The following is a 25,786-nucleotide window of genomic DNA, read 5'->3' on the forward strand; positions in this document are numbered from 1 at the left end:
CGACTCGCAAGAAATCCTACATGTTCTCTCCAGCTCCCGTCTGATTGAATTCGTGAATGGCGCGCCCGATACGATTCGAACGTACGACCTGCAGTTTAGGAAACTGTTGCTCTATCCTGCTGAGCTACGGGCGCGCATCAGAACCAATATAGCACGCATCCGCCGAAGGATGCAACCGCGCCTCCGCGCTTCCGCGCTTCCCGCCCTTGCCGCCAAGCTCAGGAAGAAAGCGTGAGATGCGGCCCCCGCAGGCTCCGCCGGCGGACGGCGACCGGATAAACGATGCCTCCGCAGGTGCGGAATCCGGTGCGGAAGACGTAATGCCCCTCGCCCGCCGGCTGCAGCCGGCCGCTGTCCAGGCAGTACACCCAACCTTCGAAGCCGGCTGCGGCTTCGGGACGCCGGTCGCGTCCGCTCGATCTGTTCCGGTCCGTCACGGCTCTCCTCCTTCTGCATCTGCTCGATGTTCCATTGTATGAGGAAGGACAAGCCGCTAGAACGTAGGCTGGATGTGTGCAATATATAACTGTTATACTACAAATATAACAAATAGGAGGGAGGGATTCCGATGATCGTCACGCTCGACTACGAGTCCGAGCTGCCGCTGTACAGCCAGCTGTACGATGAGATCGTGCGCGGCATCGCGGACGGCTCGCTGGCGCCGGGCGACAGCCTGCCGTCGGTGCGCAGCCTGGCCGGAGACCTGAGCATCAACCTGCATACCGTCAACAAGACGTATCAGCGGCTCAAGCAGGAAGGCTACGTCCAGATCCATCGCCAGAAGGGCGCGCTCGTGCAGCCGCCCGGATCCGTGCCCGCGACGCCGGAATTCCGGGCGATGATGAGCCGGCAGCTGCGCTCCCTGGCCGCCGAGGCGGTCTGCCGCAGCATGAAGGAAGAAGAATTCGTCGAGCAGTGCCGCTCGGCGTACCGCAGCTTGAAAGGAGAGAATTCATCATGACGAATGAACTCGCCGCATGGCTCACCCTGGGGGGGACCTATGCGCTCACGACGGGCGCGGCGCTGCTGCAGCCGTCTCTGGCGCCAAGCAACATCCTGTTCGGCGTGGCGCTGCCGGCCGGCCGAGAAAGCGATCCCGAGGTGCTCCGCTTGAAACGCAGCTACCGCTCCGGCGTCTTCGGCCTGTCGGCGCTCATCGCCGCCATCGCGGTCGCCCTCGCCGTGCTGAACGGCGGCGGGTCCGAGGGCGAATTGAGCGTCTGGACGAGCGCGCTGCCGGTGGCCGCCGTGCTGCTGCAGCTCGCGGCGGCCGGAGGCTGGTTCGTGCTCAGCCACGGCAAGGCGACGCGGCTCAAGGAGGAGCGGGGCTGGACGGAGGAGGAGGAGAGCCGGGGGGCGGCCGACCTGACGATCCGCAGCCGGCAGCGGCTGGCGTATCCGCTGCTGTGGTTCCTGCCGCATCTGCTGGTCATCGCCATCTCCGCCGGAGCGGCGGCGCTCTTCTACGACCGGATCGTCGATCCCGTCATCATGCACTACAACGCTCAGGGCTTGCCGGACCGGATCGAGCCGAAGTCGCCGGGGGCGGTATTCGGACTGAATCTCACGCAGCTCAGCGTGCTGGCGACGTTCCTGTTCGCGAACTATACGATCGGAGCGGCGCGGCTCAGGCTCGCCCCCGGCGCGCCGCAGGAGCATCGCGACCAGCAGGTCCGCTACCGCCGCGGCATGTCGCTGCTCATGCTGCTGCTCGGCCTCGGCATCCTTGTCTTCATGGGGGCGGTCCAGGCGTTCATGCTGTACGGCGGCGGCGGACAACAGGGCGTTTGGATCGGCGCGATCGGCCTCGTGCCGCTTCTGCTCGCCTGCGGCTCCGTGTTCGGCCTGATGCGGCTCGGCCGCGGCCGCCAGGATGCCCCGATGCCTGGCGAGGACGCCAACTGGAAGCTAGGCGCCTTTTACTGGAATCGGAACGACGCGTCTATTTTCGTGGAGAAGCGGACCGGCATCGGCTTCACGCTCAACTGGGCCCATCCGATGGCTTGGCTCTTCCTCGCTCTGATTGTTCTGATGATTGTGGTCCCGAGCGTCATGGGATGAAAGTCCTATAAAATAGGTAAAAGGACAGCTGTTTCCCCCATATTTGTCGATTATTCCCCCTATTTTTCCGAATTCCGTCGACAAGTTCCTACAAACAAGCCTCGGCCGTACGGGTATAATATAAGCTACATGACGAGGGGCGACCCGAGGCGAGGAGCGTAGCTAGGCCATTGAAGGACAAACAGGAAATGCTGGAGCGCTTGCAGGATCTGCGGAGGAAGCTGTACGAGGCGGCCGAGGCGAGAGGAAGCCTGACGGATCCGGAGGTGCTCGCGATCAGCGAGGAAGCTGATGGCTTGATCGTGGAGCTCCAGCAGCGTCAGCGCGAACAGCGAATGGAAAACCGGATACAAAAAGGCCTCTGACCGAGGAGAGCGAAGGATGAATTCCGTCGCTCGGATCGGCTGGAGGCCTTTGTTGCGTTAGAGGCTGGATTTTTTGAGCCGCCGCAGCTGCCGGAAAAAATCGGTCAGCAGCGCTGCGCACTCCTCCTGCAGGACGCCCGATACGAGCGCCGCTTCATGGTTGAAGCGGGGCTCCTGCAGCAGGTTCATCAACGTGCCGGCGCAGCCGGCCTTCGGATCCGGCGCCCCGTAGACGACGCGCGGCACTCTCCCCTGTACGATCGCGCCGGCGCACATCGGGCAAGGCTCCAGCGTGACGTACAGCGTACAGTCCAGCAGCCGCCATGCGCCGAGCGCTTCGCTCGCCTCGCGGATCGCCAGCAGCTCGGCATGCGCGGTCGGGTCAAGACCGGTTTCCCTGCGGTTGAAGCCCCGGCCGATGATCTGCCCGCCGCGCACGACGACCGCGCCGATCGGCACTTCTCCGATCGCCTCGGCTTTGCGGGCCTCCGCGATCGCTTCCTTCATCCAGCGCTCGTCTTCTTCTCGATGCTGCAAGCATTCATCCCTGCCTTGGCGCGGCCGCATGCGGCCGCGTGAAGTTTGGCTCCATTGTGCCTGATCCGCCGGCGCAATGCAACTCCGCGGCGATTATGCACAAAAATGGTGGAGAAAACGGGTTCGAAGCCGCCGAGAGAGGAAAGAGCCCCATAAAGAGACATTGACATCGTCATAATTTGTCGAATTATGCCCCGAACAAACATTCTTTTGTTAACATGTTGTGCACAATATTGTGGATAACTTTAAATAGTTTGAATCTTCTTTTCAACTATCCACGACTCTTCTGTGGAAAACAAGATGAATTTGGGGATAACCCATGCCGTCTGGGGATAGTTTTGTTTATAAATCATCCACATGGGGATGGGCGAGGGATGCGTTTTCGTCGGTCTTTTGCATCTGTCGACCAATATCTAGCTGTTCGATAATTATGATATGATCGAAAAAGACGCTGACGACAAAGGATGTGTTCCGGCGGTGACGTTGAAAACGAAGCTGTCCCTCTTCATTTCGTTGCTGGTCGGCCTCATGCTTCTGTTCCACCTTGCCTTCGGCGACGTGCTGATCCGCAAGGAGCTGGCGAAGCAATACGAGCGGTTCACGCAGAGCGTCGCGGATCAAACCGTGAAGCTCTTTTCGACCTACCGCTCGGACGGCCCCTCGGCGGGGGCGGGCCTGACGCCGAAGCAGCTGCTGCCGCTCGTCGTCGAGTACGAGCCGCAAGTTCTCGAGATCGGCATCTGGCGCATGACGGAAGGGCTGGCTCCGCTCCTCGTCGAAGGCAGCAGCGGCTATTTTGACGACGAGACGGGCAAGCGCTTGCTCCGCGAGAGCGCGCAAGCGATGGCGCAAGCCGAGGTGCCGGATACCGCGATCATGCGCAGCAGCTATCCGTTCACGCTCGACGGCGATTCCTATCGGATCAGCCTCGCCGTAGACCGCATCGATATCGACTCCTTGTCGGGCATCCACGCCCGGGGCGAGCTGATGGGCGCGGCCGGGATCTTTGTCGTGCTCATGGGGCTCATCTGGCTCATCATCCGCTCGGTGCTCCGTCCGCTGCGCTCGATCGTGCGCAAGGTCGAGGACGTAGCCCAGGGGCGCTTCGAAACGCCGCTTGAGGCGGAAGGAGAGGACGAGCTCGCGCAGCTGGCGAGGCGCATCCAGGTCATGTCCCACAACCTGCTCCGGCATACCGGGGAGCTCCAGGCGGCTTCCGACGAGAACGAGCGGATCAAGGACCAGCTGGAATCGGTCTTCGAGAACACCGCCGACTCGATCGTCATCATCGGCATGGACTGCCGGCTGCTCAAGGTGAACCGCGCCTTTTGCCACATGTTCGGCTATACGGAGGAAGAAGCGCTGCGCAAGAACATCCGCGAGATCGTGCATCCGGAGCACCATGTCTTCCGGGACGGCGACCTGCGCCGCCTCGTCCAGGGAGAAGCGCTGCCTCCCGGCGAGGAGGAGTGGAGGCGCAGCAGCGGCGAGTATGTCCGCGTCAGCTCCAGCCTGAACGCGCTGCGGACCGGAACCGGGGAGGTATGGGGCTTCGTGAGCGTCGTGCGCGACATCTCTACCCGCTCCGAGATGGAGGAGCTGCTGCGCCGGTCGGAGAAGCTGACGACGGTCGGCCAGCTGGCGGCGGGCGTCGCGCACGAGATCCGCAATCCGCTCACGACGCTGCGGGGCTTTCTCCAGCTGCAGCAGGAGACCGGCAAGCTGAGCCTGCGCCACAACGACATCATGCTCGCCGAGCTCGACCGGATCAACCTGATCGTCGGCGAATTCCTGATCCTGGCCAAGCCGCAGGCGGCCCGGTTCCAGGTCAAGGACGTGCGCTACGTGCTCGGCGACGTCATCTCCCTGCTCGACAGCGAGGGCCATCTGAGGAACGCTGTCTTCCATACCCGCTTCACCCGCGAGGCCTGCCTCGTCTCCTGCGAGGAGAACCAGCTCAAGCAGGTGTTCATCAACATCATCAAGAACGCGATCGAGGCGATGCCGGCCGGCGGCAACGTCACGTTCGACATCTCGTGCCCGGATGAGGACACGGTCGCGATCTGCATTGCCGATGAGGGCGTCGGCATCCCCGAGGACATCATTCCCCGCATCGGCGACCCGTTCTTCACCGCCAAGGAGAGCGGCACGGGTCTCGGCATCATGGTCAGCCAGCGGATCATCCAGTCGCACAAGGGGAGCATGCGAATCGCGAGCAAGCTGGGCGAAGGAACGTCGGTCACGGTGCTTTTGCCGGCATACAAGGGTGAAGCGGACTAGAAATATGGTACAATCAAGCCATCAGCAGCGGCGCCGGCGATGCCGAGCCGCGTGGAAGACGGGGTGTCAGCAAGGTGCGTATCAACAAGTGGATTAGCGAGACCGGCTATTGCTCCCGCCGGGAGGCGGACAAGCTGGTCAGCGGCGGAGAGGTCACGATCAACGGCGAGACCGCGCTGCTCGGCAGCCAGGTGGAGGCGGGCGACGAGGTGCGCGTGAGGGGCGAGCTGCTGTCCACGCACAGCTCTCATGTATACATCGCCCTGCACAAGCCGGTCGGCATCACGTCGACGACGGAGCTGCATGTCGAAGGCAATATCGTCGACTTCGTCGGACACAAGGAGCGGATCTTCCCGATCGGCAGGCTGGACAAGGACTCCGAGGGCCTCATCCTCATGACCAACGACGGCGACATCGTGAACCGCGTCCTCCGGGCGGAGGGCAAGCACGAAAAGGAATACATCGTCACGATCGACCGGCCGGTGACGCCCTCCTTCCTCAAAGGAATGAGCGAGGGCGTGCGCATCCTCGGCGGCATGACGCTGCCCTGCCAGGTGACGCGGGTCAGCGAGCGGGTGTTCCGCATCGTGCTGACCGAAGGCAAGAACCGGCAGATCCGGCGCATGTGCAGCGCCTTCGGCTATCGGGTGCGACGGCTGCAGCGCGTGCGCATCATGAACATCACGCTCGGCAGCCTGCCGTCCGGCAAATGGCGCGACCTGACGCGCGAGGAGCTGCAGGAGCTGTTCTCGGAGCTGAGCTACGAGCCGTCGCCGCCCGCCGGACGTCCCGGCCCGTAAGCCCGCAGTCAGCTGCCGGATCGGCATCCGTGCCGGACGCAATGAAAAGCAAAAGCCCCGCTTCCCTGTATGACAGGAGAAGCGGGGCTTTTTACGGCTGCGTCAGTTGAAGCCGGCAGAGATCATCTGAGCGGCGGACGGCTGGCCGTAGTTGCGGATGATCGACACCTCGACGCGGCGGTTCTTGGCCCGGCCCGCATCGGTCTCGTTGTCGGCGATCGGCTCGTACTCGCCGTTGCCGACGGCGCTGAAGCGCTTCGGATCGAGCTTGTCGTTATGAAGCAGCACGTCCATGAACCGGACGGCGCGCATCGTGCTCAAATCCCAGTTGGAGCGGAATTCGGCGTTGGAGATCGGCCGGTTGTCCGTATGGCCCGACACCATGACCTCGTAGTTCGGGTACTTCTGCAGAATGCCGGCGATGTAGGTGCCGAGCTGCTCGGCCTCCGGCTTGATCGTCGCGCTGCCCGACGAGAACAGCGCCTTGTCGCTGATTGTAATCATGAGCTGGGACTGGTTGAGCTTGGTGTCCAGCGAGGTGCTGAGGCCCTTGTCCTTGATGTACTGGTCGACCTGCTTCTTGAGCTTCTCCAGGTCCTCCTGCTCCTTGCGCATGAGCTCCTGCAACGCCTTGTCCAGGTTCGCGGCAGTGACTTGCTGGGGAGTCGTCGAGCTCTCCGACTGTGCGTCCTTGGCGCCCTGCTCCTTGGTCTTCTCGTCGGCGACCATCGCTTGGGAGTCGATCGACTTGTAGCTCTCGAGCACGCCGTTGCCGCCGCTCAGGGCGACGTTGAACGCGCGGCTCATCTCCTCGAACTTCTTGGCGTCGACGCTGCTGGAGGCGTAGAGGACGATGAACAGCGCCAGCAGCAGCGTCAGCAGGTCGGCATAGGGGATGAGCCAGGATTCGTCCACATGCTCCTCATGCTCTTCGTGCTTATGCTTCTTGCTCAATCAGCTTCCCTTCTTTCGATTCCTGCATTTGGAGGCGTTCCTTCGGCGAGAGGTAGACGGACAGCTTCTGGTTGATGGCGATCGTCGAGACGCCCGACTGGATCGAGAGCAGCCCTTCGACCATCATCAGCTTGATCTGCGACTCCCGCTTGGAGATGCGCTTGAGCTTGTTGGCGATCGGGTGCCAGAGCACGTAGCCGGTGAAAATGCCGAGCAGCGTCGCGATGAACGCTCCTGCGATCGCATGCGCGAGCTTGGTCATGTCGCTCATGTCCGACAGGGCAGCGATCAGGCCGACGACGGCCCCGAGCACGCCGAGCGTCGGCGCGTAGGTGCCCGCCTGCGTGAACAGCAGGGCGCCGGCCTTATGCCGCTCCTCCATCGCGCTGATGTCCTCGAGCAGCACGTCGCGGACGAAGTCCTGGTCGTTGCCGTCGATGACCATGCGCATGCCGTTCTTGAGGAACGGATCCTCGATCTCCTCGACCTTCGCTTCGAGGGCGAGCAGGCCCTCGCGGCGCGTGATGCTTGCCCAATCCGCGAACATGGAGATGAGCTCCTGGCGGCTGACCAGCTTCGGGCTGATGAACGTCAGCTTGAGCAGCGTCGGGAATTTGAGAATCTCGTTCATCGGGAAGCCGATGAAGAGGGAGGCGAACGTGCCGACGATGATAATCATGAAGGCGGCCGGGTTGGCCAAGTTATAAAGCGGCGCTCCCTTGAGCACCATGCCGACGAGAACGGCGGCAAGGCCGAGTACGATACCGATGAATGTTGACTTTTCCATAATGCACCCCGTCCAATCTGAAGATGAGGGATAGCGGCAGGCCGGCAGGCTTTCCGCTGCTTGGTCCCGTTTCCCCTATATATCGACTCCCCCTTGAGGGGAGATTAGAGAAATTTTTGCAGAACCATAGTCACATTGCGTTAGAAGTTGACATAACCGTGTACAATAGAGCCATGAAGCTGCGGAAGGAAAAGGAAGGACGGGATGACGGATGGGCGTCAGGCATGCGAGGGAATACAAGGACATTCTGGATGATCTGACCGACGCGGTGAGCGCGATACGCGACTCGTACTCGTTTTTCGAGATGACGGGGGAAGAGTGGGGCGAGCTCGGGGATCAGGAGAAGCGGGAAGTGATGGAGGCGCTGGCCGACGACGTGTTTTACGGCCTCGGCGAGGAGCCCGTGCTGCATGTCGGAGAGGGCGTCGTCGCCTACAAGCCCAAGTTCCACGTCATCGAAGTCATGGTCGACGGCAAGGAAGCGCGGATCGTCCGCCTCATCTGAGGCGGAGCGCCGGCGCCGCAGCAAACGGAAGGCCGCTGCCCTCGGGGGGTCAGCGGCCTTTTTGGTACGCCATGCAGTAGAAGGGCTGCGGCCCGTCCGGCGTGCCCCGCTCGTACTGGTCGGTCACGCGGAAGCCGGCTTTCTCGTAGGCGCGGCGGGCGCGCACGTTCCACAGCAGCACCTCGAGGTCGATCTCGTCCTCCGGCTTGCGGCGGCGCGCCTCGCGCACGAGCAGCCGGACGAACGAGGGCCCGATGCCGTCTCCGCACAGGTCCGGACGCATCGCCAGGCCGAGGCGGGTGACGCCGACGATCGGGAAGAACTGGGCATAGCCCATCAGCTCTCCGTCCTCCGGATCGATGACGGCCGCATACTGCTCCCGGCGCAGCTTGGGATCGCCGAACTCGATCTCGAGCTTGCGGAGCGTCTCCCATGAATCGTTGTCGTACACGTCGTAGGGCGGCTTGTACCGCCAGCGGCACACCTCCTCGGCATGCTCCTCGGTCATGGGGACGACCTGCCAGGCGGCGGCGGAATCGAACGGATCGATGGTCATGGAAGCTCCTCTCCGGCGCCGCGCGCCTGTCCGTTGTTCGTAGAATAGCCATCTTCGGACAAGGCCATTATACCATTCCGGTTCCGGGTCATGGTAAAATAGGAAGCACTGGAATCAACCTACTTCAACGAATCCATCCAAGGAGCCGCGATGCGTAAACTGATTCTGCTCGGTTGTCTATCCTATTTCGTCATCGGCCTGGCCCATGTGGTCGCCGGGGCGCTGCTGGAGCCGGTCATGGCCAACTATGACCTCAGCTACGGCGCGGCCGGCCAATGGATCACGAATCAATTCCTCGGCTTCCTCCTGGGCGTGCTCGCCGCTCCTGCGATCACGTCGCGGATCGGACGCAGGAGCGGCCTCGTGCTGGCGCTCGGGTTCCTGACGGCGGCGGAGGCGATCTACAGCATGCTGCCTCCATGGGACGTCATCCTCGTCGCCGCGCCGGTCGCCGGATTCGGCTTCGGCATGACCGAGGCGGTCGTCGGGGCGCTCATCCTGGACGTATTCTCCCGAGGCAAGGCTTCGGTCATGGGCTGGCTGGAGGTCGCCTTCGGCGCCGGCGCGCTCGCCATGCCGGCGCTGGCGGCGCTGCTCATCCGGGACGGCATCTGGATGATGAGCTTCCCGGTGCTGACCGCGCTCGCCGGCATCTCGATGCTACTCTGGATGACGCTGTCGTTCGGCTCGGCCGACGAGGCCGTCGCCTACGCGCCGCGCGCGGCAGCGCCCGCGGACGCTTCGCCGGACGCGCGGGCTACCGCTGCGGCCGCCCGCGAGTCGGACGATCCGGTCGCGGCGCCCGGGCTGGACGGGCCCGCGGCCGTACCGGCCGCAGGCGGGTCGCTGGCGGCTGCCGAGAGCGGAGCCTCCGCCGCCGGCCGCGGCTGGCTCGGCTACGGCCGCGGCGCGTGGCCGCTGCTCGCGGTCGGGATGGCCTTCTTCTTCCTCTATGTCGGGCTGGAGATGGTGTTCGCCAACTACCTGCCCTCCATCATGACGAACGGGTCGGGCGTCGGCGACGCGGAGGCTTCGGCCGTGCTCAGCCTGTTCTGGGCGACGATGGTCGCCGGACGGCTGCTGATCGGCTTCGCCACGCGCGCGGCGGGCTACCGCGTGTACCTGCTCGGCTCCGTCGTCTCGACGCTGGCGGCGCTCGTGCTGCTGGCAAGCGCGGGCACCCTCACCTGGACGCTCGTGCTCGTGGCGCTGGCAGGCTTCTGCATGGCCGGCATCTTCGCGGTCGCGCTCATCTACGTCAACGAGCGGCTGCCGGGCATGACCGACCGGACGACGAGCCTGCTCGTCGCCTGCGGCGGCCTGGGCGGCGCGATCTTCCCCAAGCTGGGCGGATGGCTGTTCGACCTGTACGGCTGGCAGCGGCTGCTGCAGCTGACGGCGGTCATGGGAGCCGTGCTGCTCGTGCTGCTGCTCGTGCTGCTGGCGATGCGCGGCCGCCGGACGGCAGAGGCGTAGCTGGAGCGAGGCCGCTGCCTCAGCTCGTGCAGCGAGCTTGAAGTCCGATCCTCACACCCATCAAGCAGGAGGCGAGGCACATGATGAATCAACCGAATCCGATCGTATCGATGAACTGGCTGCTCGCCCGCATGTACGAGCCCGATCTCGTCATCGCGGACTGCCGGTTCGCGCTCGGCAAGCCCGAGTCCGGCCGCGAGGCCTATGAGGCGGCGCATGTTCCGGGCGCCGTCTACCTGGACCTGGAGCAGGATCTGTCCGCTCCGGTCGGCGAGCACGGCGGCCGTCATCCGCTTCCGCAGCCGGCTGCGCTGGAGGCGGCGCTGCGCCGCGCGGGCATCGGCCCGCACAGCCGCGTCGTCGCCTACGACGATCAGGGCGGCGCGATGGCGTCGCGCCTCTGGTGGCTGCTGCGCTGGCTCGGCCATGACGCGGTCTATGTGATGGACCAAGGCTTTGCCGCCTGGCAGGCGGCCGGTTATCCGGTCACGGACGCGACGCGCGTCGTCGTGCCGGGAGCGTTCCAGGCGCGCGTGCGGCCGGAGCTGCTGGCGGACGTGGACGACGTGCGCGCCGCCTCGCGGGCTGCGGAGCCGGCGGCATGGTCCGCCGCTGGCGGCTCGGCGGCAGAGGCCGTCAAGCCGCGCAGCCTGCCGCTGCTGGACCGGCTGAGCGCCGAAGCGTCGCTCGTCGACGGCCTCGATGCCGCCTTCGGCAGCGTCGACGAGCCGGACGCGGCCGATGCTCCGGCGTCCGGGAAGCCCGCGCCGCTGCTGATCGACTCGCGCGAGCCGCGCCGCTATGCGGGGCTCGAGGAGCCGATCGACCGCGCGGCCGGGCATATCCCTGGCGCGGTCAACCGCTTCTGGAAGGGCGTCTTGAACGACGACGGCCGCTGGAAGAGCGGCGACGACCTCGCCGCCGCGCTGGACGGCATCCCGCAGGACCGCGAGCTGATCGTCTACTGCGGCTCCGGCGTGACCGCCTGCCCGAACGTGCTCGCCCTGCAAGCCGCTGGGTACGGCAATGTGAAGCTGTACGCGGGAAGCTGGAGCGATTGGATTTCTTATCGCGAGAATCCGATTGCGGCGGGAGACGAGGAGAAGCCGAGAGAACAATAGCCGGTTGCACCAAAAAAGACATCGTCATGCGGCTTATGGGCCCGTGGCGATGTCTTTTTCATGCCTGACTGGACGCTGCCGATCTGGTTCTTCCCCATGGAATTAAAAGCGGCCGATTGCGATAACTACCGTTAAGATAAAAAAGATCACGTTCACGCCGATTTCTCGATATTCCTTGCGGGCAAGATGAAAGAAGGCGCCGAGAAGAACAATCGCAGCAAGTCCTGCTGCGGCAATGGGCGTCAATAGAGGCGCGATAGTCAACGCTTGTGGCAGAATGAGTCCGAGCGCCCTGCCAATTCTGCGACTCCGATCAAGACGACGAGCATTTTGGGGACGTCTTTCACCCACCTCCAATTGGTGGGAAATGATCTCCGACTATGGCAAAGGCCTAAGTACCGTGCTGCGGGCATTGAACGATTGGGGAGCCGCCCATATGGAGCATATGGAGAAGCGGTATGGAGTACCCACGACCGACGAAAAGGAGTCTCGATCATGAATCTGGAAACCGTCTTGCAGGAGCTGGAAGCTCTCGGCAAGGAACGCCTCAAGAAGATGTACCTAGGGAACGGCGCGCACGAGCCTCTGTTCGGCGTAGCTACGGGAGAGATGAAGCCGCTTTACCGAAAAATCAAGCGGAACCAGCCGCTCGCCGAGCAGCTCTATGCCACCGGCAATTATGACGCCATGTACTTCGCCGGCGTGATCGCCGATCCCGACGCCATGTCTGCCGCCGATTTCGAGCGCTGGATCGACGAGGCTTATTTTTACATGCTGTCGGATTACGTAGTCGCCGTCACGCTGTCCGAGTCGGATCTCGCGCAAGAGGTGTCCGATGCCTGGATCGCGAGCGGCGACGAGCTGCGCATGTCGGCCGGCTGGAGCTGCTATTGCTGGCTGCTCGGCAACCGTCCGGACGGTGCATTTTCAACCGAAAAGCTGGACGGTCTGCTGGAGCAGGCCAAACGAACCATCCACGACGCGCCTAAGCGGGCCCGGATTTCGATGAACAACTTCGTGTACACGGTCGGCGTGTCCTACGTGCCGCTCCATGAACGGGCGGTGCAGATCGCGCAGGAGATCGGCCCGGTGGAGCTCGGCGGAAGCGGCTCGAAGCGCAAGGTCCTGAATGCCTCCCAGCAGATTCAAAAAGAGCTGGAAAAAGGGCGGATCGGCTTCAAGCGGAAGCATGTGCGCTGCTGACCGGGGCCATCCCCTCGCAGGGGGACGAACAAGAATGGAAGGACGCCCAAGCAGGAAGCAAAATCGAACAGGCATCGCCCGGAGGCTTGCGCGTCCTGGGCGATGCCTTTTTTAGTTGGATGCACGATAGCTTACAGAACCGCCGGCAAATAGTACCGATGGATGGACTCGGTTAGACGATGGGCGAGCTTGCCCATGTTCTCCGGCGACTGCTTGAAGTCCTGCAGGCTCCACTCCACCAGCAAGCCATGAATGACGGAGGAAAGGGAGCGGGAGGCATAATGGTGGAACTCGGATCGGACAAAATCGGCTGCCAGCCCGTACATCGAGTATTGCTGCTCGAAGACGGCAGTCACGCTATGGAAAATGATTTGTCGGATCTTCCGGTCGGCCAGGCGGATATTCGCAAGCAGGGAGGGAGGGATCAACTGCTTCCACGCTTGAAAGATGGCTCGGTACAAGTCCTCGATGCTCATCGCCTCTCGGGCCAGCCTAGGCTCCAAACGGTTGAATTGATGGCATAAAAATTCAACTAGGATGCGGTCTTTGTCCGGATAGTTGCGGTAGAAGGTTTGACGCGCCACGCCTGACCGTCGGACAATTTCCGTTACCGTTATCGTCGAATAGGCCTTGCTCTCCATCAGCTGGAGCAGCGCGAGCGTAATCCATTCCTTTGACTTCCTATTATAGGAAAATTCTATTTCCAGGGGCTCTTGCATACGTTACACATCCTTTGACTTGTCCATTTCAGCCGCCAATCGCTTGCCCATGTTCGGAAAATACCGTATTGTCTCCCTTGTGTTCTTTTCTGAACCGCATGCGCAGCGGCTTTTTTTAACGGTCAATTGATAATGATACTCATTATACGAGAATGAGGAGTGGAAGTTTTGAAAACGATTCGATTCAAACGTTTTGCACCGGCAGTGCTTGTTCTGGCACTCGTTTTTCTAACCGCTTGCGGCAGCAACGCAGCCGATACATCGAATGCAGCTGCCAATGCGCCAGCCGCCCAGCCGACAGCCGAACCGGCGGCGGCAGCGCCGAGAACGATCGCGCATGCCATGGGAGAGACGCAGCTGGAAGGAACGCCGACGAAGGTCGTCGTGCTGACGACGCAAGGCACGGAAACCTTGCTTGAGCTTGGAGTCAAGCCGGTGGGAGCGGTTCAATCATGGATCGGCGACCCATGGTACGCGCATATCCAGGACCGTATGGACGGCATCGAGATCGTAGGCGACGAGACGCAGCCCAACCTGGAGCTGATCGCGAGCCTGCAGCCCGATCTGATCCTGGGCACGAAGGTCCGGCAAGAGAAGATCTACGACCAGCTGAGCGCGATCGCGCCGACCGTGTTCACGGAGAACCTCGGCGACAGCATGGTGGAGAATTTCCAGCTGTTTGCTCGCGCGCTGAATAAAGAGGCGGAAGGCCGGCAGGTGCTGGCCGAGTTCGATAAGCTGATCGCAGATACGGCGGCCGCGCTGGGCGACAAGACAAAGCTGGAAGTATCGCTCGCTCGATTCCAGGCCGGTCAAGCGAGAGTGTATTACAAAGAAAACTTCGCCGGCGTCGTGCTGGACAAGCTCGGCTTCGCAAGGCCGGAAGCGCAGGACAAAGAGGAGTTCGCCGAAGAGATCCCGAAGGAGCAGATCCGCGTGCTGGACGGCGATGTCTTGTTCTACTTCGCATCCGACCGCAGCGGCGAGACGGCTGCTTCCGATACAGCCAAAGAATGGCTGGCCGATCCCATCGCCCAGAATATGAACGTCAATCAAAACAAGCAGGTTTACCAGGTCGATGAGTCCATCTGGAATTCGGCCGGCGGCATGATCGCCGCGAAGCTGCTGGTCGCAGATATCGCGAAGTATTTTGAAACGATCGACTGATCGTACCGAAACGCAGGCAGGAAGAGGGAGGTAGACATGAATTCCCTTTTGTCGAGCGACAAGAGAAAAGGTCTGGGGCTGCTGGCCGCGGTGGTCCTGCTGGCCGCCTCCGGCGCGGCAAGCCTCTTGTTCGGACTCCAGCGGTTTGAGATGGCCGCCGTCGTACAAGCCTATACATCCTTTACAGGCAGCGACGAGCAGCTGATTATTCGGACGTCGCGCGTGCCGAGAGCCTTGACGGCTGCCGTCATCGGGTGCAGCTTGGCGCTCGCCGGCGCCCTGCTTCAGGCCATGACGAGGAATCCGCTGGCCTCCCCTTCTTTATTAGGCGTCAATGCCGGCGCTTCCTTGGCGATCGTGGCCATGCTGTATGGATTCGGCGATCGATTCGTGTTTTCGGAGCTGATGTGGTTCGGCTTCATGGGGGCAGGCATGGCCGCCAGCATCATCGTTCTAGCTGCCGCGCTCGGCAGAGGCGGCATGACGCCGCTGAAGCTGATCCTCATGGGATCGGCTTTGGCGTCTTTTGCTGCGTCGCTGACCTCCTTGTTCATGCTGCTCAGCCAGGAGACGCTGGAAGGCGCCATGTTCTGGCTGACAGGCTCGGTCTCCAACAGCAAGCTGGAGCATACGGTGGAGATTCTGCCTTATTTTGCCGCGGCTTGGGTCATCGCCCTGTCCTTGTCTCGATCCCTCAACGTGATGGCGATGGGGGAGGAGGTGGCTGCCGGGCTTGGGCACCGGATAGGCTGGAGCCGAATGGCCGTATTCCTGGCGGTCGTCCTGTTGGCGGGGGGCAGCGTCGCTCTTGCAGGCCCGATCGCCTTCATCGGCATCATGATTCCGCATCTTTCCCGCTGGATCGTCGGCAACGACCATCGCTGGGTTCTTCCCTATTGCGCCGTGCTGGGCGCGGCCTTCCTGCTGCTGGCTGATCTGCTGTCCCGATTCATCCTGGAGGCGAAGGAAGTTCCCGTAGGCGTAACGACGGCGCTGTTGGGCATCCCTTTCGTCGTCGTGCTTGCAAGGAGGAAAGCCATTGTCCGGTAACCGTGAGGCCATGGCGACGATGAAGGTCGCCCTGCTCGCTGTCCTGCTGCTGGCTGCCGTCATCCTGAGCATCGGCACAGGCAGCGTGCACGTCCCCTTGTGGGAGGTAGGCAAGACGCTGATCGGAAAGGGAACCGCCCAGCACGAGCTGATCCTGCTGCAGCTTCGCCTGCCGCGCGCGGCCGCCTCTCTGCTGGTAGGCGCAGCGATGGCTGTCTCGGGGGCGCTGCTGCAGGCTTTGGTCCGGAATCCGCTCGCCTCGCCGGATCTGCTGGGGACGACATCGGGAGCCGCGGCGGCAGCGATTGCTTTCATCGCAGCGACGAACGGGGAAGCAAGCATCGCGTGGCTGCCGCTCGCAGCGTTGGCGGGCGGTTGCGCAGCATCCGCTTTGACGTATCTGCTCGCCTGGAAAAAAGGCAGCTCGCCGCTCCGCATGGTGATGATCGGCGTATCGGTGTCCTCGGCTATGGGAGCGCTGAGCATCTATTTCACCTTGGCGGGTCCGCTGTATCTCGTCTCGCAAGCTTTGGGCTGGATGGCGGGAACGGTGTACGGAACGTCCTGGAAGCATGTCGCTTATCTGGCCCCGTGGGTGCTCGTCGGCACGCTTGTGGCGATGGCCCAAGCGAGGAGCCTGAACGTGCTGGAGCTGGGCGACCCGCTTGCGACTGGCGTAGGCGTGAAAGTGGAAAGGAAGCGGTTCCTGTTCATCGCATGGAGCGTAGCGCTGGCCAGCTCTGCGGTAGGCATCGCGGGCGGAATCAGCTTCGTGGGCTTGATGGCGCCGCATATGGCCCGCACCCTGGTCGGATCGAACAACCGGTTCGTCCTTCCAGCCTCCGCGATTCTCGGGGCTTTCCTCGTTTTGCTGGCGGACTTGGCCGGGAGGACGCTATTCATGCCTCTGGATATTCCGGCGGGCTTGTTCACCGCTTTGCTGGGCGCCCCCTTCTTCATGTACCTGCTGCTCAAGAGCAAGGCATGACGAGAAGAAGGGGAAGGCAAGGTATTTGCCACAGCTTTGCAAAAAGACAAAAGCCAGGGCTTGGCCCTGGCTTTTTTTCATGCGCGCCGTACCCGCGACGGGCGCAGCCGTCCCAAAACAGGTATAGCTGATCTTTATCCGGCATGCGGGGGCAGCGATGGTAAAATAAAGAAAAGATTTAGGAGGATTTTCATTTGGACAGCCAGCTGGACTCTTTATTCGAGCAGTACGCCGAAGACCGCCACTTCTCCGGAGCCGCTCTCATCAAAGGAAGCGGAGGCATCCGGTTTGAACGAGCGTATGGCTACGCGCACCGCGGATTCAAAGTTCCGAACGCGATGAAGACGAAGTTCGATACCGCATCCGTCACGAAGCTGTTCACGGCTGTCAGTGTGTTGCAGCTGGTCGATCGGGGGGCGCTGAGCCTCGACGACCGCATCGTGGATCGAGTGGACTTGACCGGCACCTGCATCCCGGGGGACGTCACGCTCGCCCATCTGCTTACGCATACTTCCGGCATCGCCGATGACGCGGACGAGGAGCTGGGGGAGAGCTATGAAGCGCTGTTCGTCCACAAGCCCAACTACTCGATTCGGAATTGCGTCGATTTCATCCCGCAGTTCGCCTACAAGGAGCCTAAGTTCAAGGCGGGAACGGACGTCAGCTACAACAATTGCGCGTACGTGCTGCTCGGGCTCGCCATCGAGCAGGCTGCGGGCAGGAGCTACCGCGATTATGTCGGACATCATGTGTTCCGCGCCTGCGGCATGGACGATACGTCATTCGCGGCCAAGGATGACGGCGACGCCGCCATTGCGGAAGGATACGAGGCCAGCTATGACGAATACGGACAGGTCAGATGGAGAAAGAACGTCTATTCCTTTCCGCCGATCGGCACTTCGGATGGAGGGGCCTATACGACAGTCGGCGACTTGGATTTGTTCATGCGTGCCGTTGCGGGCGGCAAGCTCCTTTCCTGCGAGATGACGGCCGCGATCATGAAGCCGCAGACGAGCATCGCGCGGGAGTTCGGGAAGGGTACGGTCGTCAACGGGTACGGCTTCCATTTCGTCTACGATGGGGAAGGAAAGCTCGTACGGATGTACAAGGACGGGGTGAACGCGGGCGTAGCCGCCATGCTGGCCTATACTCCGGATTCCGAGACGACGAGCATCATCCTCGGCAACCAGACCTGCGACATCTGGGAGCTGCATCGAAAAGCGGAGCAGCTGCTGTCCGTCAGGACATGACCGATCCGATCGGGAAGCCTCTGTTCCTTACCTGAAGATCAGCTTGGCGACGCGCACGTTGAAGGGCTGGGCCGGCTCGCCTGAAGGCGGGCTGGCTCGGCCCTAGTTCTGTGTCGATAAGCCTGTCCCATCCTGATAGAATAGGCCATAGCCTTTACATCCCATTCAAAAGGAGCCTCGGCCATGAATCTGGAACCCGTCCTGCAGGAGCTGGGGACTCTCGGCAAGGAGCGCTTGAAGAAGATGGACCTAGGGAACGGCCACGACGCGCCTAAGCGAACCCGAGTGTTGATGACCAACTTCGTGTACACCGTCGGCGTGTCCTACGTGCCGCTCCATGAGCAGGCGGCGCAGGCCGCGCAGGAGATCGGCGGAATCGAGAAGGCGCCGCCATGCGGATGACGATCGGTCTGTTCGCCCATGTGGACGCGGGCAAGACGACGTTCGCGGAGCAGCTGCTCTATCATGCGGGCAGCATCCGGTCGCGGGGGCGGGTCGACCATAAGGACGCCTATCTGGACAGCCACGAGATCGAGCGGGCGCGGGGCATCACGGTGTTTGCCGATCAAGCGCAGCTGTCGTACAAGGACTCGGCCTATGATCTGATCGACACGCCCGGGCACGTCGACTTCTCGCCGGAGATGGAGCGGGCGATCCTGGCGATGGACTACGCGATCGTCATCGTCAGCGCGGCGGAGGGAGTCCAGGGACATACGGAGACGGTGTGGCAGCTTCTGCGCAAGCACCGGGTTCCGACGTTCTTTTTCATCAACAAGACGGATCGCGTCGGCGCCGACGCGGAGGCGGCGCTGGACGAGATCCGCCTGCAGCTGACGCCGGACGCAGTACCGGTCATGGACAGCTTCGCGCACGGCATCGTCGGAGAGCCGCTGCGGGAGCGGATGGCCGAGCGGGACGAGGCGCTGCTGGAGGCGTACCTGGCAGGCCGGGACGACCCGGCCTACTGGCTGGAGGCTCTGCGCGGACTCGTCCGCGAAGGAAGGCTGTTCCCGTGCGCAAGCGGGTCCGCGCTCCAGGATATCGGCGTAGCCGAGTTTCTGGAGCTGCTGCACGGCCTGACGACCGCTGCCTATGACAAGGAGGCGCCGTTCGCCGGACGCGTGACCAAGATCCGTCATGATCCAAGCGGCGTGCGGCTGACCTTCATCAAGATGCTGGCCGGCACGCTTCGGATCCGGGACGAGCTGACCTACGAGAGCGGCGGCAAGCGGCAGGAGGAGAAGGTGACGCGCCTGCTGGCGTTCAACGGGAGCCGGTCGCATGCGCTCGAGCAGGCGGAGGCGGGCGAGCTGATCGCCGTGACCGGACTGTCCGCCGTCGAGGCCGGCCAAGGCCTCGGCGCATGCAGGGACAAGCCGGCCTACGAGATGGCGCCGACGCTGCAGACGAAGGTCGCGTTCCCGGAGACGCTTCACGTCAAGGACGTGCTGAGCGCGTTTCGGATGCTGCATGCGGAGGACCCGTCCCTGAACGTCGTCTGGGAGGAGAGCCTGCAGGAGATTCATGTGCATGTCATGGGCCTCATCCAGCTGGAGGTGCTGGGGCATGTGGCGCGGGAGCGGTTCGGGCTGGACGTCTCCTTCGGCCCGCCGGAGATTCTGTACAAGGAGACGATCCGCTCCGCTGTCACCGGGTACGGCCACTTCGAGCCGCTGCGACACTATGCGGAGGTGCATCTGCGGCTGGAGCCGGGGGAGCGGGGCAGCGGGATCGCGTTCGAGAGCGCCTGCCATCCGAACGAGTTCAGCATCGGCCACCAGAATCTTGTGAAGACCCATCTCTACGAGCGGGAGCATCGCGGCCTGCTGACCGGCATGCCGGTCACCGACCTCCGGATCACGCTGCTGCGGGGCGCCGCGCACAAGGAGCACACGCATGGGGGCGACTTCCGAGAGGCGGCCTTCCGCGCGCTCAGGCAGGGGCTGGAGAAGGCCGAGAACGTGCTGCTGGAGCCTTTTTATACCTTCAAGATCAAGGTCGGTCTCGACGAGCTGGGACGGGTGCTGTCCGACATCCAGCGCGCCAGCGGGCAGTTCGATCCGCCGCAGACGACGGACGCGCATGCGGTCGTCACGGGCCGGGCGCCGGTGGCGACGTTTCTGAACTATGCGGCGGAGCTGGCCTCGTTCACGCATGGGCGGGGCGCCATCCGCTGCGTATTCGGAGGGTACGACGAGTGCCTCAATGCGCCGGAGGTGATCGAGCGCAAGGGCTACCGCAAGGACGCCGATCCGCTGTATACGTCCTCATCGATCTTCTGCGCCAAGGGCAGCGGCTACGCCGTGCCTTGGGACGAGGCGGAGGCGAAGATGCATCTGCTGTAGAATTGTTAAGACATCAATCATTCATATCCAATTTAACGAGGAATGGGATGAAGGACATGGTTAAGGCAGTGGATGTTCCCTCCTAAAATACAACTATTTTAGGAGGGTGAACATTGAATTTCAACGTCATTGATAGGGAAAAGTGGAGCCGAGAGCCTTATTTTCAGCACTATATGAACCGCGTCCGATGCACCTACAGCATGACGGCCGATATAGATATCACCCAGCTGCAAAAAGAGCTGAAGCACAGGGGAATCAAGCTATATCCGGCGCTGATCTACATGATCGCGACGGCGGTGAACCGCCATCGCGAATTCCGAACTTGCTTTGATGCGGAGGGAAGGCTGGGGGTTTGGGATGTCATGTCCCCCAGCTTCACCATTTTTCACGAAGAGAGTGCGACTTTCTCAAGCCTGTGGACGCCCTACAGCGAGGACTTCATCGCATTCTACGACGGATACCTTCAACGCACCGTTCTATACAAGAATGTAGAGCTGTTGTTTCCAGATCCGGACGAGCCGCCGAACACCTTTCCCATTTCCAGTATTCCTTGGGTCAGCTTTACCGGGTTCAACCTGAATATCTACGCCGATGGAACGTATTTGCAGCCTATATTTACGATGGGTAAATACGATCGGCGAGAGGAAAGGCTCCTGCTGCCGTTATCGGCGCAGCTTCATCACGCGGTATGCGACGGTTATCATGCCGGCCTGCTGTTCCATGAGCTTCAAGAATTGGCAGCAGGCTGCAAGAGCTGGTTGACTGGAAAGTAATCGGCAACGGCGTCTGCTGGGTGCTGTCCTTTTACCGTTCCTGACGAATCAAAAAAACCGTTCCTCGGACGAATGGGGCGATGTAGCCCCTCTTCCGAGAAACGGTTCTTTTTAGTTGCGGATCAGGTAGTCAAACGCGCCGAGCGAGGCGGTCGCGCCCGAGCCCATCGAGATGATGATCTGCTTGAACGGACTGTTCGTGCAGTCGCCTGCCGCGAACACGCCGGGCAGCGTCGTCGCGCCGCGCGCATCGACGATGATCTCGCCCATCCGGTTGCGCTCCACCGCATCGCCGAGCCATTCGGTGTTCGGCACGAGGCCGATCTGCACGAATACGCCCTGCAGCTCGATGTGGCGCTCCTCGCCGCTGACGCGGTCGGTGAACGTGATGCCGTCGAGCTTGTCCGTGCCGGTGAACTCCTTGGTCGCGACATTCGTGATGACCGTGACGTTCGGAAGCGAGTGCAGGCGCTGCTGCAGCACGGAGTCGGCTTTCAACCCGTCGTTGAACTCGAGGACGGTCACATGCTTCACGATGCCGGCCAGATCGATCGCCGCTTCGACGCCGGAGTTGCCTCCGCCGATGACCGCGACGTCCTTGCCGGCGAACAGAGGTCCGTCACAGTGCGGGCAGTACGCCACGCCCTTGTTCTTGAACTCGGCTTCGCCCGGCACGCCGACGTTGCGCCAGCGGGCGCCGGTCGACAGGATGACCGTCTTGCTGCGCAGCACGGCGCCGTTCTCGAGCTCGACCTCGACATAATCCTTCTTCTCCAGGCGGACCGCCCGTTGAAGCTTCATGATGTCGACGTTGTACTCCTTCACATGCTCCTCGAGGCTCGCGGCCAGCTTCGGACCTTCGGTATACTTCGTGCTGATGAAGTTCTCGATGCCGACCGTGTCCATGATCTGGCCGCCGAAGCGCTCGGCGACGATGCCGGTGCGGATGCCTTTGCGGGCGGCATAGATCGCGGAGCTTGCGCCGGCAGGGCCGCCGCCGACGACGAGCACGTCGAACGGCTCCTTGCTGTTGAATTCATCCGCGCTCGGAGCCTCGACGATCTTGGCCAGGATCTCCTCGATCGACATCCGGCCGCCGCCGAACGCTTCGCCGTTCAAGTAGACGGACGGCACGGCCATGACGCCGCGCTGCTCCGCTTCATCCTTGAACGCCGCGCCGTCGATCATCGTGTGCGAGATGCCCGGATTGAGCACGCTCATCACGTTGAGGGCCTGGACGACATCGGGACAGTTGTGGCAGCTGAGGCTGACGAACGTCTCGAAGTTGTACTGTCCCTTGATGCCTTGGATGAGCTCGATGACGCTCGGGTCGACCTTCGGCGCGCGGCCGCTGACTTGGAGCAGCGCCAGCACGAAGGATGTGAATTCATGGCCGAGCGGAATTCCGGCGAAGACGATTCCGGTATCTTCGCCCGGGCGGTTCACGCTGAAGCTCGGCGTGCGGGACAGTTCCGCTTTTTCCACCCGGATGCGGGAGCTCATGGCGACGATCTCGTCCATCAGGCCGAGCATGTCCTGCGACACCGGGTCGGAGCCCGCGCTGACCTGGATGTGCACGTCGCCTTCCATCAGCTCCATGTATTGAGCTAGCTGTGCCTTGATGTCTCCGTCCAGTACCATTGGAGACGCCCCTTAAATCTTGCCTACGAGGTCAAGGCTAGGCTTCAGCGTCGTGCTGCCTTCTTGCCATTTCGCAGGGCAGACTTCGCCTGGGTTGTTGCGCACGTATTGAGCGGCTTTGATCTTGTTGACCAGCGCGCTCGCGTCGCGGCCGATGCCTCCGGCATTGATCTCGACCGTCTGGATGACGCCGTCCGGATCGATGATGAACGTGCCGCGGTCCGCGAGGCCGTCCGCTTCGATCAGCACGTCGAAGTTGCGGGAGATCGTGTGCGTCGGATCACCGATCATGATGTACGTGATCTTGCCGATCGTCTCGGAGCTGTCATGCCAAGCCTTGTGCGTGAAGTGCGTGTCGGTCGAGACGGAATATACTTCCACGCCGAGGGATTTCAGCGTTTCATATTGGTCTTGCAGGTCGCCGAGCTCCGTCGGGCATACGAACGTGAAGTCTGCCGGATAGAAGCATACGACGCTCCACTTGCCTTTGAAATTCTGTTCCGAGACATCGATGAAATTGCCGTTCTGGTACGCTTTCGCGCTAAAAGGTTTGACTTCCGTTCCAATCAGAGACATAGTATGGTTCCTCCTCAGAGTGTGTTTATAATGATTACAATATAATATTAATTTTGTTGAGAATGACTGTCAAGTAGACATCCCTCGCTTCCTCGAAAAATCGTCGCTGCCCGCCTCCAATTGTGGCAGACTCGTCACGCATTTGGTCAGCATTCCCGGTTGCTCCGCCTCGCATGCGGACTTTTCCGGGCGCCCCCTGCGGTTCAGTCCGTCATCCCCTCCGACAATCGTATGAACTTGATGAACGAACGCACCGCGTGCGGCACGTAATTGTCCCTCGGCCAGATGACGTCCAGCTCCCAAGGAATGACGGGGTCGTCCAGCTGAATGACGCGGATGCGCGGGTCGGTGATTTTGCTGCAGATGACATCGGGCAGGATCGAGATGCCGACGCCGGCCGCGACCATCTCCGCCATCAGGTCCCACTGGGAGCTGGAGTGGAGGATGCGGGGCTCGTAGCCGGCGGCCTGGCAGGCGCGCAGCACGAGCTGGCGCACGGCGAAGCCGTACGAGAACAGGATGAACGGCTCGTCCGCGAGCTCCGCGATCGACGCGCGGCGGCGGCCGGCGAGCGGATGCGCCTCGTGCACGATCAGCGCGAGCTGCTGCCGGATGAACGGCACGGCATGGAACGATTGCGCGTTCACGGGGCCGACGACGACGCCGATGTCGAGCTCTCCGCTCAGCAGCAGCCCCTCGATCCTCTTGGCGCCTTCCTCGGTCACCTGAAAGCTCACATTCGGGAATTCCCGCTGGAAGGGGGAGATAACGCGGGGGAAAAAGACGGAGCCGATGACGGGAGGCAGGCCGATCGCGATGGTGCCCGTCTTGAGCTCCGCGACGTCGTCCATGGCCGTGTGCAGATCCTGCACCGCCCGCAGCACGGCGGGAATCTGACGGATGGCGGCGGCGCCGGAGTCCGTCAGCCTCAGCCCCTTGCCGGAGCGGTCGAACACCGGAGCTCCGAGCTCGTCCTCCACCGAGCGGACGATCTTGCTGAGCGTCGGCTGGGACAGATGGAGCGTCTGAGCCGCCTTGGTCATATTCTGCTGCTTGGCGATTTCCAGCAGGTAGGAGAGATGTCTAAGGTCCAAGGCGAAAAACTCCATTCATTGAATTATGGAATGACCCTGATTCGATGTCTGAATTTTACCTTTCCGCCGAGCAGGTTGTAAACTAAGGCGGAGCTCAATGAAAGCGTTTTTATACCCTAGGCAGAGGAGCCAACCTTATGTTCCTTGAAGTTTTCGCCATCCTGCTCGCGCTTGGCCTGCTCATGTTTTTCGCCTATCGAGGGTTCCCGGTCATCGTGTTCGCGCCGATCTTCACGCTGCTGGCCGTCGTCATCTCGGGCAAAGCGCTGCTGCCGAGCTATACCGAGGTGTACATGACCAACGCAGCGAGCTACATCAAGACGTATTTTCCGGTATTCCTGCTCGGCGCGATCTTCGGCAAGGCGATGGAGCTCAGCGGAGCCGCTTCGTCGATCGCCCGCGCGATCGTGAATTCGCTCGGCAGCAAGCGGGCGATGCTGGCGGTCGTGCTCGCCTGCGCCGTGCTGACGTACGGAGGCGTCTCGCTGTTCGTCGTCGCTTTCGCCGTCTATCCGTTCGCGGCGGCCATCTTCCGGGAAGGCAACATTCCGAAGCGGCTCATCCCCGGCACGATCGCGCTCGGCGCGTTCACGTTCACGATGGATGCGCTGCCCGGCACGCCGCAGATCCAGAACATCATCCCGACCGCCTACTTCGGCACGGACGCCTATGCGGCTCCGGTCGTCGGCATCATCGGCGGCGCGCTCATCTTCGCGGCCGGCCTGTACTGGCTGGAGCGACGCCGCAAGCAAGCCGAGCTCGCCGGCGAAGGCTACGGCGACAACCACAAGAACGAGCCCGAGGCGGCGGAGGAGGCGAATGATCCGAAGCTGTGGCTGGCGGTGCTGCCGCTGGCGCTCGTGCTGGTGCTGAACTTCCTGCTGAGCCGCGGCGCGTGGACCGTCACGACATGGTACGACGAGGAGCTGCTGAAGTCGTTCAACATCGCCAGCGTCAAGTCCGTCTCCTCGATCTGGGCGCTCATCATCGCGCTGACGGTCGGCGTCATCGCCGCGCTCTGCATCAATGTCCGCCAGGTGAAGGGCAAGCTCGCCGCCGGCCTGACGGCGGGCGCGACGGGCGCCCTGCTGGCGATCTTCAACACCGCCTCCGAGGTCGGCTTCGGCAACGTCGTCAAGACGCTGCCCGGCTTCCAGGCGATCCAGAACGGCATCCACAGCATGAACGGGGCTCCGCTGCTGTCGGAAGCCGTCTCGGTCAACCTGCTGGCGGGCATCACCGGCTCCGCCTCCGGCGGCCTGTCGATCGCGCTGGAGGTCATGAGCAAGACGTATCTCGATGCGGCGAACGCGATGGGCATCAGCCCCGAGCTGCTGCACCGGATCGCCTCGATGGCGTCCGGAGGCATGGACACGCTGCCGCATAACGGCGCCGTCATCACGCTGCTCGCCATCACCGGCCTGACGCATCGCCAGTCGTACAAGGATATTTTCGCCATCACGATCATCAAGACGGTCGTCGTCTTCGCGCTCGCCGCGGTGCTGACCGTCATCGTCTAGCATCACTAGGAGGTTATG

The 25,786-nt window shown here is 62.2% G+C and carries 26 protein-coding genes, 1 tRNA gene and 1 pseudogene; 17 read left to right on the forward strand and 11 right to left on the reverse strand.

Going from position 1 to position 25,786, the window contains the following annotated elements; all coding sequences use genetic code 11:
• Positions 1-57 precede the first annotated feature (57 nt).
• Together HGI30_RS00650 and HGI30_RS00655 are read right to left on the reverse strand one after the other, a co-directional pair.
• Positions 58-134: transfer RNA gene (locus HGI30_RS00650), tRNA-Arg, on the reverse strand.
• Positions 135-218: 84 nt separating this feature from the next.
• A complete protein-coding gene (locus tag HGI30_RS00655; protein WP_168905940.1) occupies positions 219-437 on the reverse strand; it encodes a hypothetical protein in 219 nt (72 codons plus the stop codon).
• Positions 438-568: 131 nt separating this feature from the next.
• On the opposite strand from HGI30_RS00655, the gene HGI30_RS00660 reads away from it, so the two are divergent.
• The 3 genes from HGI30_RS00660 (at position 569) to HGI30_RS00670 (ending at position 2,426) form a co-directional block, all read left to right on the forward strand.
• On the forward strand, positions 569-961 hold the full coding sequence (locus HGI30_RS00660; RefSeq protein WP_168905941.1) for a GntR family transcriptional regulator: 393 nt from the start codon (positions 569-571) through the stop codon (positions 959-961).
• A complete protein-coding gene (locus HGI30_RS00665) occupies positions 958-2,061 on the forward strand; it encodes a DUF5808 domain-containing protein (protein WP_168905942.1) in 1,104 nt (367 codons plus the stop codon). Before HGI30_RS00660 ends, HGI30_RS00665 begins: the two co-directional genes overlap by 4 nt.
• Positions 2,062-2,231: 170 nt before the next feature.
• Positions 2,232-2,426 carry an aspartyl-phosphate phosphatase Spo0E family protein gene (locus tag HGI30_RS00670; protein ID WP_235680272.1) on the forward strand — a complete coding sequence of 65 codons (195 nt, stop codon included), beginning with the start codon at positions 2,232-2,234 and terminating at the stop codon, positions 2,424-2,426.
• A gap of 57 nt (positions 2,427-2,483) precedes the next feature.
• Here the strand turns inward: HGI30_RS00670 and tadA are convergent, their stop codons facing one another.
• Positions 2,484-2,963, reverse strand: coding sequence for a tRNA adenosine(34) deaminase TadA (tadA, locus tag HGI30_RS00675; RefSeq protein ID WP_328805214.1), 480 nt, complete (start codon positions 2,961-2,963; stop codon positions 2,484-2,486).
• 477 nt (positions 2,964-3,440) lie between these two features.
• Between tadA and HGI30_RS00680 the strand changes: the two genes are divergently transcribed.
• On the forward strand, positions 3,441-5,243 hold the full coding sequence (locus tag HGI30_RS00680; protein WP_168905944.1) for an ATP-binding protein: 1,803 nt from the start codon (positions 3,441-3,443) through the stop codon (positions 5,241-5,243).
• A 74-nt stretch (positions 5,244-5,317) separates the two neighbouring features.
• Complete coding sequence (gene rluF, locus HGI30_RS00685; protein WP_168905945.1) at positions 5,318-6,043, forward strand: 23S rRNA pseudouridine(2604) synthase RluF; 726 nt, start codon at positions 5,318-5,320, stop codon at positions 6,041-6,043.
• 102 nt (positions 6,044-6,145) lie between these two features.
• Here the strand turns inward: rluF and motB are convergent, their stop codons facing one another.
• Together motB and motA are read right to left on the reverse strand one after the other, a co-directional pair.
• Complete coding sequence (motB, locus tag HGI30_RS00690; RefSeq protein ID WP_168905946.1) at positions 6,146-6,997, reverse strand: flagellar motor protein MotB; 852 nt, start codon at positions 6,995-6,997, stop codon at positions 6,146-6,148.
• Positions 6,981-7,784 (reverse strand): flagellar motor stator protein MotA, encoded by an 804-nt coding sequence (motA, locus tag HGI30_RS00695; protein ID WP_168905947.1) that lies wholly within the window; start codon positions 7,782-7,784, stop codon positions 6,981-6,983. Before motA ends, motB begins: the two co-directional genes overlap by 17 nt.
• A gap of 211 nt (positions 7,785-7,995) precedes the next feature.
• On the opposite strand from motA, the gene HGI30_RS00700 reads away from it, so the two are divergent.
• On the forward strand, positions 7,996-8,289 hold the full coding sequence (locus HGI30_RS00700; RefSeq protein ID WP_168905948.1) for a hypothetical protein: 294 nt from the start codon (positions 7,996-7,998) through the stop codon (positions 8,287-8,289).
• A 49-nt stretch (positions 8,290-8,338) separates the two neighbouring features.
• Here HGI30_RS00700 and HGI30_RS00705 read toward each other — a convergent pair whose 3' ends face one another.
• Positions 8,339-8,845, reverse strand: coding sequence for a GNAT family N-acetyltransferase (locus tag HGI30_RS00705; protein ID WP_168905949.1), 507 nt, complete (start codon positions 8,843-8,845; stop codon positions 8,339-8,341).
• A 150-nt stretch (positions 8,846-8,995) separates the two neighbouring features.
• On the opposite strand from HGI30_RS00705, the gene HGI30_RS00710 reads away from it, so the two are divergent.
• Entirely contained in the window at positions 8,996-10,321 is a 1,326-nt protein-coding gene (locus tag HGI30_RS00710; protein WP_168905950.1) for an MFS transporter, read from the forward strand.
• A gap of 80 nt (positions 10,322-10,401) precedes the next feature.
• Entirely contained in the window at positions 10,402-11,442 is a 1,041-nt protein-coding gene (locus HGI30_RS00715) for a sulfurtransferase (RefSeq protein WP_235680273.1), read from the forward strand.
• 102 nt (positions 11,443-11,544) lie between these two features.
• Here HGI30_RS00715 and HGI30_RS00720 read toward each other — a convergent pair whose 3' ends face one another.
• The gene (locus tag HGI30_RS00720; RefSeq protein WP_235680388.1) at positions 11,545-11,793 is read right to left on the reverse strand and encodes a DoxX family protein; all 249 of its coding nucleotides are present in this window, start codon (positions 11,791-11,793) and stop codon (positions 11,545-11,547) included.
• Between the two features lie 144 nt (positions 11,794-11,937).
• Between HGI30_RS00720 and HGI30_RS00725 the strand changes: the two genes are divergently transcribed.
• Positions 11,938-12,645, forward strand: coding sequence for a DNA alkylation repair protein (locus HGI30_RS00725; RefSeq protein ID WP_168905951.1), 708 nt, complete (start codon positions 11,938-11,940; stop codon positions 12,643-12,645).
• 131 nt (positions 12,646-12,776) lie between these two features.
• Here the strand turns inward: HGI30_RS00725 and HGI30_RS00730 are convergent, their stop codons facing one another.
• Positions 12,777-13,364: a TetR/AcrR family transcriptional regulator gene (locus HGI30_RS00730; RefSeq protein ID WP_328805215.1), complete on the reverse strand. Its 588-nt coding sequence runs from the start codon at positions 13,362-13,364 to the stop codon at positions 12,777-12,779.
• Between the two features lie 342 nt (positions 13,365-13,706).
• Here HGI30_RS00730 and HGI30_RS00735 point away from each other — a divergent pair, with 342 nt between their 5' ends.
• From HGI30_RS00735 to catA, 7 genes and pseudogenes are all read left to right on the forward strand, one after another.
• Positions 13,707-14,531 carry an ABC transporter substrate-binding protein gene (locus tag HGI30_RS00735; RefSeq protein WP_168905953.1) on the forward strand — a complete coding sequence of 275 codons (825 nt, stop codon included), beginning with the start codon at positions 13,707-13,709 and terminating at the stop codon, positions 14,529-14,531.
• 36 nt (positions 14,532-14,567) lie between these two features.
• Positions 14,568-15,581 carry a FecCD family ABC transporter permease gene (locus HGI30_RS00740; protein WP_168905954.1) on the forward strand — a complete coding sequence of 338 codons (1,014 nt, stop codon included), beginning with the start codon at positions 14,568-14,570 and terminating at the stop codon, positions 15,579-15,581.
• Entirely contained in the window at positions 15,571-16,569 is a 999-nt protein-coding gene (locus tag HGI30_RS00745) for a FecCD family ABC transporter permease (protein ID WP_235680274.1), read from the forward strand. The genes HGI30_RS00740 and HGI30_RS00745 overlap by 11 nt, the downstream gene beginning before the upstream one ends.
• A 194-nt stretch (positions 16,570-16,763) precedes the next feature.
• Positions 16,764-17,819 (forward strand): serine hydrolase domain-containing protein, encoded by a 1,056-nt coding sequence (locus tag HGI30_RS00750; protein WP_168905955.1) that lies wholly within the window; start codon positions 16,764-16,766, stop codon positions 17,817-17,819.
• Positions 17,820-18,080: 261 nt separating this feature from the next.
• Positions 18,081-18,200, forward strand: a pseudogene (locus tag HGI30_RS23500) (DNA alkylation repair protein); the annotation flags it as partial.
• A gap of 11 nt (positions 18,201-18,211) precedes the next feature.
• A complete protein-coding gene (locus HGI30_RS00760; RefSeq protein ID WP_168905957.1) occupies positions 18,212-20,164 on the forward strand; it encodes an elongation factor G in 1,953 nt (650 codons plus the stop codon).
• A gap of 113 nt (positions 20,165-20,277) precedes the next feature.
• Positions 20,278-20,937 carry a type A chloramphenicol O-acetyltransferase gene (catA, locus tag HGI30_RS00765; protein ID WP_168905958.1) on the forward strand — a complete coding sequence of 220 codons (660 nt, stop codon included), beginning with the start codon at positions 20,278-20,280 and terminating at the stop codon, positions 20,935-20,937.
• A gap of 111 nt (positions 20,938-21,048) precedes the next feature.
• Here the strand turns inward: catA and ahpF are convergent, their stop codons facing one another.
• The 3 genes from ahpF to HGI30_RS00780 all read right to left on the reverse strand — a co-directional run bounded on the left by ahpF (position 21,049) and on the right by HGI30_RS00780 (position 24,248).
• Positions 21,049-22,578 carry an alkyl hydroperoxide reductase subunit F gene (gene ahpF / locus HGI30_RS00770; protein WP_168905959.1) on the reverse strand — a complete coding sequence of 510 codons (1,530 nt, stop codon included), beginning with the start codon at positions 22,576-22,578 and terminating at the stop codon, positions 21,049-21,051.
• A 12-nt stretch (positions 22,579-22,590) separates the two neighbouring features.
• Positions 22,591-23,154, reverse strand: a complete 564-nt coding sequence (gene ahpC, locus HGI30_RS00775) for an alkyl hydroperoxide reductase subunit C (RefSeq protein WP_168905960.1) — start codon at positions 23,152-23,154, stop codon at positions 22,591-22,593.
• 203 nt (positions 23,155-23,357) lie between these two features.
• Positions 23,358-24,248: a LysR family transcriptional regulator gene (locus tag HGI30_RS00780; protein WP_168905961.1), complete on the reverse strand. Its 891-nt coding sequence runs from the start codon at positions 24,246-24,248 to the stop codon at positions 23,358-23,360.
• Between the two features lie 137 nt (positions 24,249-24,385).
• On the opposite strand from HGI30_RS00780, the gene HGI30_RS00785 reads away from it, so the two are divergent.
• Complete coding sequence (locus HGI30_RS00785) at positions 24,386-25,768, forward strand: GntP family permease (protein WP_168905962.1); 1,383 nt, start codon at positions 24,386-24,388, stop codon at positions 25,766-25,768.
• Positions 25,769-25,786 lie beyond the last annotated feature (18 nt).

Origin of the sequence: Paenibacillus albicereus, from assembly GCF_012676905.1 — a bacterium.
Taxonomy (GTDB): Bacteria; Bacillota; Bacilli; order Paenibacillales; family Paenibacillaceae; genus Paenibacillus_O; species Paenibacillus_O albicereus.